Annotated in this window: 15 protein-coding genes and 1 pseudogene; 7 read left to right on the plus strand and 9 right to left on the minus strand. The window is 46.1% G+C overall.

Annotated features, from left to right (window positions below; translation table 11 throughout):
- The first annotated feature begins 78 nt into the window (after positions 1–78).
- A pseudogene (locus ACXAC1_RS09870) lies at positions 79–686 on the plus strand (zinc metallopeptidase).
- 76 nt (positions 687–762) lie between these two features.
- Here ACXAC1_RS09870 and sdhD read toward each other — a convergent pair.
- Both sdhD and sdhC read right to left on the minus strand, forming a co-directional pair.
- Positions 763–1,113 (minus strand): succinate dehydrogenase, hydrophobic membrane anchor protein, encoded by a 351-nt coding sequence (gene sdhD / locus ACXAC1_RS09875; protein WP_133564476.1) that lies wholly within the window; start codon positions 1,111–1,113, stop codon positions 763–765.
- Positions 1,104–1,484 carry a succinate dehydrogenase, cytochrome b556 subunit gene (gene sdhC, locus ACXAC1_RS09880; RefSeq protein WP_475061344.1) on the minus strand — a complete coding sequence of 127 codons (381 nt, stop codon included), beginning with the start codon at positions 1,482–1,484 and terminating at the stop codon, positions 1,104–1,106. The genes sdhD and sdhC overlap by 10 nt, the downstream gene beginning before the upstream one ends.
- Before the next feature lie 100 nt (positions 1,485–1,584).
- Here sdhC and ACXAC1_RS09885 point away from each other — a divergent pair, with 100 nt between their 5' ends.
- The 5 genes from ACXAC1_RS09885 (at position 1,585) to dhiA (ending at position 3,979) form a co-directional block, all read left to right on the plus strand.
- Positions 1,585–2,154, plus strand: a complete 570-nt coding sequence (locus ACXAC1_RS09885) for an N-acetyltransferase family protein (protein WP_475061345.1) — start codon at positions 1,585–1,587, stop codon at positions 2,152–2,154.
- Positions 2,155–2,484: 330 nt separating this feature from the next.
- The gene (locus ACXAC1_RS09890) at positions 2,485–2,736 is read left to right on the plus strand and encodes a type II toxin-antitoxin system Phd/YefM family antitoxin (RefSeq protein ID WP_228190614.1); all 252 of its coding nucleotides are present in this window, start codon (positions 2,485–2,487) and stop codon (positions 2,734–2,736) included.
- Entirely contained in the window at positions 2,733–2,990 is a 258-nt protein-coding gene (locus ACXAC1_RS09895; RefSeq protein WP_133564467.1) for a Txe/YoeB family addiction module toxin, read from the plus strand. Before ACXAC1_RS09890 ends, ACXAC1_RS09895 begins: the two co-directional genes overlap by 4 nt.
- A gap of 228 nt (positions 2,991–3,218) precedes the next feature.
- Complete coding sequence (gene dhiT, locus ACXAC1_RS09900) at positions 3,219–3,488, plus strand: type II toxin-antitoxin system toxin DhiT (protein ID WP_475061346.1); 270 nt, start codon at positions 3,219–3,221, stop codon at positions 3,486–3,488.
- A complete protein-coding gene (gene dhiA, locus ACXAC1_RS09905; RefSeq protein WP_475061347.1) occupies positions 3,482–3,979 on the plus strand; it encodes a type II toxin-antitoxin system antitoxin DhiA in 498 nt (165 codons plus the stop codon). The genes dhiT and dhiA overlap by 7 nt, the downstream gene beginning before the upstream one ends.
- A 782-nt stretch (positions 3,980–4,761) precedes the next feature.
- On the opposite strand, the gene betA is transcribed toward dhiA, so the two are convergent.
- From betA to ACXAC1_RS09920, 3 genes are all read right to left on the minus strand, one after another.
- Positions 4,762–6,426, minus strand: a complete 1,665-nt coding sequence (gene betA / locus ACXAC1_RS09910) for a choline dehydrogenase (protein ID WP_475061348.1) — start codon at positions 6,424–6,426, stop codon at positions 4,762–4,764.
- Positions 6,427–6,441: 15 nt separating this feature from the next.
- On the minus strand, positions 6,442–7,899 hold the full coding sequence (gene betB / locus ACXAC1_RS09915) for a betaine-aldehyde dehydrogenase (RefSeq protein ID WP_475061349.1): 1,458 nt from the start codon (positions 7,897–7,899) through the stop codon (positions 6,442–6,444).
- A 267-nt stretch (positions 7,900–8,166) separates the two neighbouring features.
- Positions 8,167–8,472, minus strand: a complete 306-nt coding sequence (locus ACXAC1_RS09920; protein ID WP_475061350.1) for an isoamylase early set domain-containing protein — start codon at positions 8,470–8,472, stop codon at positions 8,167–8,169.
- Between the two features lie 248 nt (positions 8,473–8,720).
- Here ACXAC1_RS09920 and ACXAC1_RS09925 point away from each other — a divergent pair, with 248 nt between their 5' ends.
- Positions 8,721–8,843 (plus strand): hypothetical protein, encoded by a 123-nt coding sequence (locus tag ACXAC1_RS09925; RefSeq protein WP_266099417.1) that lies wholly within the window; start codon positions 8,721–8,723, stop codon positions 8,841–8,843.
- Here the strand turns inward: ACXAC1_RS09925 and olsF are convergent.
- The 4 genes from olsF to ACXAC1_RS09945 form a co-directional block, all read right to left on the minus strand.
- Entirely contained in the window at positions 8,828–10,564 is a 1,737-nt protein-coding gene (olsF, locus tag ACXAC1_RS09930; protein WP_475061351.1) for a bifunctional ornithine lipid synthase OlsF, read from the minus strand. The genes ACXAC1_RS09925 and olsF overlap by 16 nt on opposite strands.
- 134 nt (positions 10,565–10,698) lie before the next feature.
- Positions 10,699–10,881, minus strand: a complete 183-nt coding sequence (locus tag ACXAC1_RS09935) for a hypothetical protein (RefSeq protein ID WP_133564451.1) — start codon at positions 10,879–10,881, stop codon at positions 10,699–10,701.
- A 103-nt stretch (positions 10,882–10,984) separates the two neighbouring features.
- Positions 10,985–11,686 carry a ChrR family anti-sigma-E factor gene (locus tag ACXAC1_RS09940; RefSeq protein ID WP_475061352.1) on the minus strand — a complete coding sequence of 234 codons (702 nt, stop codon included), beginning with the start codon at positions 11,684–11,686 and terminating at the stop codon, positions 10,985–10,987.
- 5 nt (positions 11,687–11,691) lie between these two features.
- Complete coding sequence (locus ACXAC1_RS09945; protein WP_475061353.1) at positions 11,692–12,267, minus strand: sigma-70 family RNA polymerase sigma factor; 576 nt, start codon at positions 12,265–12,267, stop codon at positions 11,692–11,694.
- Between the last annotated feature and the right edge of the window lie 131 nt (positions 12,268–12,398).

Here is a 12,398-nt window from a genome sequence, read left to right on the forward strand (position 1 = left end):
AAAAGCCCATGATTATTTATCGCCTTGTTGATTATCTTACTGGCTCTCTTTTTTGGCCCACAGATTTGGGTGAAACGTGTGTTGAACCAATACCGATCCCCTCGTGGTGACTTACCAGGTACAGGGGGGGAATTAGCACGGCATCTGTTGCAGCGCTACGACATACAAGACGTTAACGTAGACGTGGCAGAAGAGGGTAAAGACCATTACGACATTCAAGCTAAAACCGTCCGTTTAAGTCCCTATGTGCTAAACGAGCGCTCGCTTACCGCTGTAGCGGTAGCGGCTCATGAGGTCGGTCACGCGATCGCGCATCACCGCCAAGAAACCGTCGCTCGATTGCGTACTCGTTACTTGCCAGTGGCGATGATTATTCAGCGTTTTGCGGTCTTGATGCTATTCGCATGGCCCATTCTCAGCGCCGTATTACGATTGCCTTATACACCGCTAATACATGGTTTAGTGATTGTAACGTTAGGCTTGATGACCGTTTTCATACAACTGGCGATCTTGCCTGAAGAATGGGATGCGAGCTTTAACAAAGCTTTGCCCATGTTAAAAAAGGACGCTACTTACCCAGCCAAGATCTCCCTAAGATAAAACGCATATTAACCGCTTGTGCTTTAACTTACGTGGCCTCAGCATTGATGAATATCCTGCTGTTCTGGCGTTTTCCGCGGCGCTAGCATATTCACATATGCCTTATTAAGGGGGGAGTAAAAAAGCGTTAGTCAGATAGAGTAACGCTTTTTGATAAGCGGATTAACTCAATCCCCATAAAATATATAGACCGATCACCACATAAGCGATACTGATGAGCTTCACTAGCCACATGTAAGGGCGGTTTATGGCTGGGACTTTGATATAGTCCGTGCCGATCTGCCATCCGGCCAGCATGCTGTTTAAGCCTGCAAACAATAGTACTAGGGTACTAAATAGCTTGAACCACATAGGGACGAACAATGCTCGCCAAGACTCCATGTCTGTGGGGGCTTGGAGCAATACTGTTGTGATAAAGGTGATTGCCCAAAGGCAAATTAGAAAGTTAGCAACGCGCTGAAACACCCATTCGCGAGTACCACTGCGTAGTTTGTCTTTTGCACTTACCCCCATATCCATACTCCTGTCATTAGGCTCAGCAATATCCCCACAGCAATGGCGACCTTAGCAATCATTTGACCGCTTTCTAGTTCTTCAAAGTGGCCAAAATCTTGAACGATGTGTTTAAGGGTAGCCACAATGTAGTAGCCCAGAGCGGTAGTGAAGCCCCAGCGTACGAATTGAATAATGAAATATTCATCCAACAGTGACTGAATCGTATCGAAGCCTTCACTAGAAGATAATGCGACAAGATTAGCGACCAAAAAAGCGCCAAGACCTACCCAGATAATGACTGCAGAAATCCGGTGGAGGATGGAAGCAATGGCCGTGATCGGTAAGCGTATTGTTTTAAGGTCCAAATTGACTGGATGTTCCTGACTCATGAAAAACTCCCTAGGTTTATGAGGTGACTTATTGTATTGAAAATGATATTTATTATCATTAGTTAATCCGCAGACTTTGTTATATTTTTGGGCGCAAACCATGCAAACGCTTAGTTTCGATATACAGCATCAACTCAATACGCTGCAATCACAGCAAGCGTTAGAGCTTTATGCTCAGGCGATTTGTCTTGAGTTACATGGCATGGACTTGGAACCTGAAAAAGTGCAGCGCTTGCTGCAAACAGTGGTCGATTGGCGCTATGGTGTATATGCACTCAGCGCAGGTGAAGTTGTCGGCATTGCTGGCTTTCAGCAACCTAACGGAAGCTTTACCGGTGCAGGGAACTGGCGCTCTATACTGAAAGCCCTAGGTTACAAAGCTTTTTGGCGTTTAATGCGCTCCCCTTTAAATCACGGCCCTCAGCATTTTGCCGACAGCGAAATGTGGCACAACGGTCTATATGTCGCACCCGCACATCGCCGCCAAGGTATTGCTAAAGCCTTACTGCAGCGCATTGCTGATGTTGCAAAATGCCAAGGCTATCAACAACTTACCTTGCGTGTTGCCCACGATAACAACACCGCCAAAACACTTTATCAAACACTTGGTTATCAACCTCAACAAGCGACCTCTGCTTATCAATGCCTGACTAAAACAGTACTGAATTGAAGTGAGTGCATTTCTAAATAGTAGGTGGTGAACGTTGTCATAGTTGTTACCAGTCCATGTGTACCTTGACGAGATTGATATACAAAGTACTGGCAAACGGCGAAGAGAGCAGTTGTTGGATTTTTATACCCGAATCTTTCGTCTGAAGGACATGATCTTAGCTGCGATTCGAGAATGATCTCTGATTCATTAGAGTTTCCTCTGACGAGTGTCAGCGTTGATTCGAATGCATTCATGTACCTTCCAATCATCAAATATAGCTTGTACGAGAATTGATCAAAGAATTACAATGTACTTAATTCTGTACATGTACAATTTGAGGTTTATTTTATGGATGCTATTAGCTACACCACTGCAAGAGCAAATTTAGCGAGCACGATGGAGAAAGTCTGTAATGACCACTCGCCAGTGATCATTACTCGCAAGAGTGAAGCGCCAGTTGTGATGATTTCACTTGAAGACTATGAGGCGATGCAGGAGACGACTTATCTACTTCGATCTCCAGCGAATGCCAAGCGACTATTGGAATCCATGGCCGAGCTTCAAACAGGGAAAGGTGAAGAAAGGGAATTAATTGAATGAAGCTGATGTTTTCAAGTCATGCTTGGGATGACTATTTATATTGGCAGAGCACGGACAAGAAAGTCTTAAAACGTATTAATACCTTGATCAAAGAGATTCAGCGACAGCCGTACGAAGGCATTGGTAAACCTGAACCATTGAAACATGGCTTGTCAGGCTATTGGTCAAGACGCATTAACGATGAGCATCGGATTATTTATCGATGTGATAATGATACTTTGATGATCGCACAGCTTAGATATCATTATGGGTAGTGTTGAGTCGTGATTAAGTCCGCTGCTTGCGTGTTGCCCACGATAACAACACCGCCAAAACACTTGGCTATCAACCCCAACAAGCGACCTCTGCTTAAAACAGTGCTAAATTGAAGTGAGTGTTTTCCCGAATAGCTCAGTCAGTGTGCAGCAGGTTTTTCAATAAAGCTTGTCTCCTTTAAGAGACTTGCCTATTCTATAGATAATGAATCAGATAGCGAGGCAAGGATGCCTGAAATCGACACATGGATGGGGTTGTCGTTTCATTTGTATTTCTTCGACAACCAGCAACACAAATTGCCACATGTGCATGTCAAATATGGTGGCTTTGAACTGATTGTCTCAATTGTTACGGCTGAATGCTTAGAAGGGTACTTACCTAACAAGCAGCGTAAGCGTGCTGAGCACTATATCGCATCACATAGAAAACAATTAATGAAGATGTGGAATCTTGCAGTGATTGGCATCAACCCTGGGAAAATAGGCGACGTATGTTAAAAGTAATAGATGTAGATCTTATCTCCGATTACAACTTGGCTTTGATTTTCAGTGATGGCTTTAAAGGCACTGTAGATCTAGAAGATATTTTTTCTACAGTAGAAACGTCTTCTCGTTTTGATAAATTTGCTTTAGATACAGATGGTTCTCTTCGCTGGGAGAACATTACTCTAACTGCGAATAAGCTACGCGACCTGTCCGTTGGCCAGTTGTCTGAAGCTAGCAATTTATCCAGCTTAGAAGAGATTGAGGCAGTCATTAAATCTGCGGCTTGGGAATCGATGCAAGAAGGCCGACCAGATATTTTACAAGCCGCAATCCGAGGCTACGTGGAAAAATTCGGTCATCAAAGAGTCATTGCCAAAGCGGGCATCAAAAGCAGAACGAGTGCCTATCGCTCGTTAAAACCGGATACCACACCCAACTTCGGCACGCTGGTTCAGCTTGGGCATGCCGTGATTGAATTGGCGGAGGAGCTTAGCGAGAAATAGCCCCAACTATTTGTCTAGGTGCTTGCCTAGGCCAATCCCCGAACGGAGTCGGGTCGTACGATGTTAATTCAGTGGTGTTTTGAGGCAGTGACCAAAACAATTTTGCAGTGACTTCTCGCGCTTGCGCGTGGAGCTAGAAATTGGTTTTGGTGGCGGTAATCTGAAGTCCTAATATTCCTGAGGGCTAATTACCAAAGGCTACTGGAAGCCTCTCCCCGAACGGAGTCGGGTCGTACGATGTTAATTCAGCGGTGCTTTGAGGCGGTCACCAGAACAATTTTGCAGCGACTTCTCGCGCTTGCGCGTGGAGCTAGAAATTGATTTTGGTGATGGCGATCTGAATCCCTAATACTCCTGAGGGCTAATTGCCTAAGGCTACTGGAAGCCAATCCCCGAACGGAGTCGGGTCGTACGATGCTAATTCTGCGGTGCTTTGAGGCAGTTACCAAAACAATTTTGCAGTGACTTCTCGCGCTTGCGCGTGGAGCTAGAAATTGGTTTTGGTGGCGGTAATCTGAAGTCCTAATATTCCTGAGGGCTAATTGCCAAAGGCTACTGGAAGCCTATCCCCGAAAGGAGTCGGGTGCTACGATGTTAATTCAGCGGTGCTTTAAGGCAGTTACCAAAACAATTTTGCAGCGACTTCTCGCGCTTGCGCGTGGAGCTAGAAATTGATTTTGGTGAGGGCGATCTGAATCCCTAATACTCCTGAAGGCTACTTGTCAGAACACAAAAAAGGCCTCCGAGGAGGCCTAAAAGTGGAGTAACGCTGTGACCCAACCTTAACGCTGTTGAGTCTGGTACTCAGGATGAATCCATACTGGTGCGTTGGCCGCTGGCAGCAGAGATTTACCTAAGATCATATCGGCCGCTCGCTCTGCCACCATGATGGTTGGGGCGTTCAAATTGCCGTTGGTGATGGTTGGGAAGATAGAGGAATCTACCACGCGTAAGTTTTCTACTCCGCGTACACGACATTCGGCATCCAAAACCGCCATCGCGTCGTCGTCAGCGCCCATCTTACAAGTACAAGACGGATGGTAGGCACTTTCTACATTGTCTTTTACCCAGCGATCGATTTCTTCATCGCTTTGGATGTTCATACCTGGCTGAATCTCTTCGCCGCGGTATTCGTCAAGGGCAGACTGTTGCAAGATTTCACGGGTTAGGCGAATGGTGTCGCGCCAGTCCTGTTTGTCTTGTTCTGTGCCAATGTAGTTAAAGTGAATACGTGGCTTCGCTTCCGGGTCGTTTGACTCGATCCAAACTTTACCGCGACTCTCTGGCTTATTCGGGCCTACGTGTACTTGGAAACCATGGCCGTCAACCGCTGCCTGACCGTCGTAGCGCATGGCTGCTGGTAGGAAGTGGTACTGAATATTTGGCCATTTAAGGCCCGCGCGTGAGCGGATAAAACCACAAGATTCAAAGTGGTTGGTGGCACCCAGACCGTCTTTGAACAAAATCCAACGCGTGCCGATTAAACCTTTACTGATCAAGCCTAATTTGCTATTCAGCGTCACCGGCTGTTTACACCAGTATTGGAAGTACACTTCCAAGTGGTCTTGCAGGTTTTCACCCACACCAGGTAGGTCGTGAACCACTGGCACATTAGCGTTTTCAAGTACCGATTTTGGACCAACACCTGAGCGTTGCAAGATGGTTGGTGAGCCAATTGAACCAGCACTTAGAATAACTTCTTTTGACGCTGTTGCTTGCTGTTTCTGTCCGTTTACACGGAACTCAAGACCGGTTGCGCGTTGGCCATCGAACAAGACTTTTTCAGTTAAAACGCCTGTCTTTAAGGTAAGGTTCGGGCGTTTCATGGCACGGCGCAGGTAAGCGTTTGACGTCGATGCACGAACGCCGTCTTTAACGGTCATGTGCATTGGGCCAAAGCCTTCTTGGCGATAACCGTTGTAGTCGTCTGTTTTACCGTAGCCTGCTTCTTCCCCAGCATCAATAAAGGCTTGGTACAGCGGATTCATGGTCATATCGTTACCATTGTTGGTCGATAATGGGCCATCACCACCACGATAGGTGTCAGCACCGCCAGACCAAGTTTCAGCACGTTTGAAGTAAGGCAGCACGGTCTGGTAATTCCACCCCTCGGCACCATTTTCTTCCCACTCATCAAAGTCGCAGGCATGACCACGAACATACACCATGCCGTTGATAGAAGAAGAGCCGCCTAACACTTTGCCTCGTGGGCAGTGCATTTCACGGCCATCAAGGCCGTCTTCTTTATCAGTGTGGAATTGCCATGCGTACTTATCCGTGTTCATTGGGTACGATAATGCGGTTGGCATTTGAATAAAGATGCTCTTGTCAGAGCCTCCCATTTCCACGAGTAGAACCTTGTGCTCGCCACTTTCCGTTAGGCGATCTGCTAGCACACAGCCCGCAGAGCCGGCGCCAACAATGATGTAATCATATACTTCGCTCATGATGTCTCCGCTACCTTAGTAAGGGCTAGGAATGTCTGTCATAGAAACCAATACGCTTTTCACTTGTGTGTAAGCGCGTAGGGTTTCGACACCGTTTTCACGGCCAATACCAGATTCTTTGTATCCGCCCACAGGCATTTCTGCAGGTGACGCGCCCCAAGTGTTTATCCAACAAATACCGGCTTCAAGTTGCTTGATCACACGGTGAGCTCGGCTCACGTCTTTCGTGAAGACACCTGCGGCTAGACCGTATTTAGTATCGTTGGCACGACGGATCGCTTCGTCTTCATCTGTGAAACTCAGGACAGACATAACAGGGCCGAAAATTTCGTCACGAACTTGTGGCATATCATCGGTACAATCGGTGAATACCGTTGGTTTGACGAAGGCACCGTTTTCACAGCCATTTTCTGTGTAGCGTTCGCCGCCGCATAGCAGTGTTGCGCCAGCTTCTTTTGCTGCATCGATGTAGCCTAGTACTTTTTCCATGTGGCCTTGGTTGATCAAAGAGCCAACTTGCGTATCCATGTCCATTGGGTCACCGATGATCATGGCTTCAGTGCGCGCTTTCAGCTCTGCTTTGAAGGCTTCTAGCATGTCTTCGTGAACGAACACACGCGTACCGTTGGTGCAGACTTCACCTTGAGTGTAGAAGTTAGCAAGCATTGCGCCGGAAACCGCTTGGTCTACAGGCATATCAGGGAAGATGATCAGTGGTGATTTACCACCTAGCTCCATGGTGACATCTTTAAGTGAAGACGCTGAAGCAGACATGACTTTTTTACCCGTGCCGACTTCACCAGTGAAGGATACTTTGTCGATCTCAGGGTGGTTTGTGATCAATTGACCCGTACGAGCATCCCCTTGAACGATGTTGAATACGCCGTCAGGAAGGCCTGCTTCAGTGAAGATTTCAGCCAGTTTGTAAGCCGTAAGCGGTGTTTCTTCAGATGGTTTGAAAATCATTGCGTTACCCGCAGCCAAGGCTGGGCCAGATTTCCAACAAGCAATTTGAATTGGGTAGTTCCAAGCACCGATGCCAGCACACACGCCTAGTGGTTCGCGGCGTGAGTAGAAGAAGCTGTCCGCATCAAGGTCTTGGAAGTCGCCTTGGATTTTGTCTGCTAGGCCTGCGTAATATTCGATCACGTCAGCGCCTGTTTGAATATCGACAACGATCGCTTCTTGTAGCGGTTTACCAGTATCCAGTACTTCCAGCTTAGCGATTTCTTCATTGTGCTCGCGCAGCAGGTCCGCAGCACGTTTAAGAATACGACCACGTTCAACGCCACTCATTGCTGCCCAAACTTTTTGACCTTGTTTGGCTGAGTCCACAGCTGCTTGCAGCTCTTTCTCGCCTGCAAGTTCTAGGGTTGCTAGCAGTTCACCTGTTGCTGGATTACGTGTCTCGAAGGTTTCACCCGTCGTGGACGCAACGTAGCGGCCATGAATGTATTGCTGCTTATGTGCCATGTTTCACCTCTCAAAGTCGAAAAGTTAGATCCTGAATTAGGATGTATTTGGGTCAGCTCATTTAGCCTAAATTTAGCGTTAAGTTTTTTATTAAATGAGCGTTTAATAAAAAACATTGTACATAAAATGAGTGATTTTGAAATCCATAGAGCAAAAAAAATTCTAGCAGAGCTAAAAAATAAGATGTGAGGGCGATCGAAAAACATGAAAAGGGCACCTGTCTGGTAACAGGAGCCTTTCAGAAGAGAAGCGTAAACAGCGTGATAATTACAGTTGTAATATGCAGTTTTGATCGTGGCTGATTGGGCTCTGAACATAAGCGTCAGCGCTTTCATCATTAAGCCATGTTGTACCATCCACCAGATAACGAAACTGATATTGTTTGTCTTTCTCCAAGTTGATGGTAGAAGAAAATACGCCTGATTTTTGCTTGCGCATCGGCGTGGCAGATTCGTCCCAATTATTAAAATCTCCAACAAGGAAGACTTTTTTTGCACCTTCGATTTGCCCTATCGGCAGAGCAAACTTTACTTTGCACTCGGGTTTGGTTTTTAGATAGTTCTTTTCGATCATCTTCAGCTCCTTGAGTCAGCGGCAGGATTCGTGTGACTTATGCACATCTAGCTTGTTTGCAAGCAAGTCTTACGCCAATGGGGAAAACTTGGAGTGTTATCCCCAACCTGCCCCAAATCAGCAGTCCTATAACCGATAGTACATAACTTGAACGCTAAAAATGAGGGCATATTGTTCAAACAATGCACAATTATTTTGCTTGAGCAGCTAAAATGACAGTGAGTCATTCAACAATCGAGGAGGTTTCCATGGAATTCGCTCACATTGTTTTGATCGTACTTGCCATCGCTTTAGCCGTTAAGCTTGGATATCTATGGTATTTAAAGCATCACTCAGGTGCTTCTCAGCGCTCCCATCATAAAGATTCATGAGCGACATCGTTACCTGTGAGATAGCGTTTACGTTTGCTGTCTTTCACCTTGTCTAAATCGACAAGGACCAGACCATCAACACAGTATCCGAAACTCGCATCTACACCGAAGTCTAAGAAACGTACGCCGTTGTCTTCACATAATTCGCTGTACTGCTTAAACAGTGTGGGGACAGCGGCACCGATGTTGCCGAGTTGCTCTTTTAAGCTGCGAAAGTCTTCTTCGTAACTTTCTCCACTGAAATAGCTTTTCAGTAAATCTTTGTGCTCAGGTTGAATCGTGTAGCGTGTGAATGAGGTGGCCAAGTGTTCAGGATCGGTAAAATAGGTACGATAAAAGTGCACGATCATGTCTTTCGCCAGTGGTGGGAAATGTCCACTGAGGCTGACAGGGCCAAACATGTAACGTACTTCTGGGTGTTTGATCAAATAGGCACCGATGCCATACCACAAGTAATCGAGGCTGCGTTTGCCCCAATACTTTGGTTGAACAAAACTTCGCCCCAGCTCGATCCCTTGCTCAAAGTAGGGCTCCATGTCGCAGCTATAGCTGAATAAAGTGCTGCTGTAGATACCTTTATCTTGCCCTGCTTTTAAGTAACGGTACACTTCACCAATACGGTATGCACCGACAATCTCGAGTTCTTCTTCATCCCATAGGACAAGGTGACGATAATATTGATCGTATTTGTCTAAGTCCTTTTGCTCGCCGGTGCCTTCTCCAACCTTACGAAATGCGATTTCACGCAAACGTCCGATCTCTTGCATCAGGCTCGACTCGTGCTCGTAATCGACTAGATAGATTTGTTTGTTGTCTTTGGTCGATCCTAAGTGTTCCGCACGCTTAAGCTCGAGTTTCAATTGTTGACGGTTTTGAGGGTGAGAAATGGTTTTTTCAGTTTTAAGCAGAGGCTTGCGACCTTTGGCAATACGGTACAAGTGTCGCTTAACCAGTTTGTTCTTTTCCTTGTTGCTTAATGGCAACTTAGCCAGCTCTTGAATCGGGATCGGTTCGCCCACTTGAATAGGGATGCGACGATTACGCTGGCGGAACATTTCATTGGCCAGCTGCACTGTCGAGAGGGGGCGATAGACCCAAGAACTGGTGTAGAACATCATGGAGTTGCGTCCACCAATGTGCACTGGAAGTATTGGGCTATTGGTTTTTTGTGCAATTTTTAGATAACTGGAGTTCCACTTTAGATCTTTGACTCCGCTCGGAGAAAGGCGTGATACCTCACCAGCAGGAAAGATAATCACACACTCTTCTCGATGTAGGCAGTCCATAATAGCTTTGAGTTGCTGACGACCTGTTTTGCCCCCGATGTTATCGACCGGAAGTACAAGTCCTTTGAGGGCATCAAAGCCTAACAAGAGGTCGTTGGCCACGATTTTGACATCAGGTCGAATCTCGCCAATGAGACGCAAAATAGCTAGACCATCTAATGCGCCAAGAGGGTGGTTTGCCACGATCAGAGTACGGCCAACTGCGGGTATGTTACGGCGATCCACTTGGCTGGCACGATAGCCAAAATTGAAGTGATCTAAAACGCGATCAATGAACTCAAATCCAATGCAGTGCCCATTTTGTTCAAGAAACTGATTCACTTCATTTTCGTGAAATAGGCGTTTAAGCAAGCTCAAGGTGGGCTTGGTTATGATTGGGCTTTTGTCTAAAAAGCCTGGGGCTTTACTGGAAATGATTTGTTCGACTTGTAACACGATCTACTCCACTCACCTTCAAGGTTCTCTTGAACAGGCTAGGGAGAGACGATGACAGCTCGGTGAAGTTTTTGTGTCGACTTTATGACAGGTTAGATAGCAAAAAGCCGATCATTGATCGGCTTTTCGTGCATTTAAGCTTTAGGCTTACTGTTTCCCAAGGTAATGTGACGCGAACCTTTGAGGTTGGACTGACCACTAACACCTTGATCAATCTGTTCGATTTGCCCACCACGAGCCAAGAACTCTTCCATCTGTTTCGCAATGCTTGCAGACGTTTCCATTGGAGTGTCGGCTGATTTCTTTTTAGAAGCCATGGTGTATTCCTTTTATAATAGATTGAACTCTAATCATATCAAATTTCCATGTTCATGGCTTTAGTTTATTTTTTCACCGCAATCAGAAACATAAAAGCGTGCCCTACGATGGGAGGGCGTTGCCTTTATTGGGATGAAAATAACGCATAATTGGATTTAGGAATCGCGTTAGCCATCCGGTAAACTCAATCGGTGAATCTAGGATAATCAAACAGATGCATTCAGCGTCTTTAGTGACCCTAGGCTGGTGCTTGTGATTATGATCTCGACAAATAAAGTCGCCTTCACGATACAAACCCTCGTCATCAGAGAAAGCCCCTTTCAACACCACAGTGATTTCATTTCCTGTGTGGGTATGGTTTGGCAATCGAGCGCCTGGTTTCACTCGTGATAAAGCAATTTGTGGTCCGCCAGCTTCATCACTCAACGTAGCAAGTTTAAAAGAAGGCGTCAGAGGCATCCAGTTTAACTCGTTGAAACCTTTGGGTATCAAACGTCGCAAGGAACGCGGAATGTGTTGAAACACAGTCTCTTGTTCAGGCTCATGTTGAGAAGGTGCAGCTGTTTGATCGCTGTTTACGATGGCTGCTAATACGTTGCTTTTTAAAGACGCCATATGCTCTGGGCGTGAATCAATCATTTGCTCTGCAAACAATTCCGCCCCAACATTATTTAAACGACGCATCTGCTCACGACAATGTGGGCATTGATCTAAATGCACAGATACACCCAAAGCATGCGCCAATGGCAAAGTACCAGAAGAATAATCTGTCAAAATGTCGAGTGAAGGATGGCAGCTAAGCATAGCGACTACCTCTTAATAATTACGGATAACTTGTTTAGCGCGAGTCTGACACGAGATTTGACCGTACCTAATGGTAAGCCAAGTTCTTCTGAGGCTTCAGAGTGGCTTTTACCCTCTAAATACACCTTCGACAGGACTTGCTGTTGCTCAGTAGGCAAATGCGTTAGTCCTTCTCGTATGCGAACTTGGTCGCGTTGTTGTTGTGCCTCCCGAAAGGGATCGGCATTCTCATCAGCCATTTCGCTCCAAAACTCTTCTGGATCGATATCGCTTTGGTATCGCCCATTTTTACGCATGTAATCAATACGTGCGTTACGGGCAATCGTAAAAATCCATGTATTCAACGACGCAGTAGCGGGGTTGTATAAATGAGCTTTGTTCCAGATTCGGATCATCACCTCTTGGGCGATGTCATCTGCCATAAGATTAGCGCCGGGTTGCGATGCTAAACAAAAGGCGCGAATACGTGGGGCATAGTGATCAAATAAGCGTTCCAAAGCACCCGTATCACGCGATTGGGCTACTTGAGTCATGTCTGCCAACAAAGTGTTGTCTACTGTCGTTTCAGAAACTGTGTTCATCCTAGGGCTCCAAACGTGCACGTGGGTCAGTCTGGGTGTGGTGAAGCTATATTCACAGTTTCATTATACGGGGGCTTTAGATGAATGGATCAGTGATCTGATGATTTTTTTTCAGCGTATGTACTATAAAG

It is taken from the genome of Marinomonas sp. AWM4_232 (assembly GCF_056158325.1).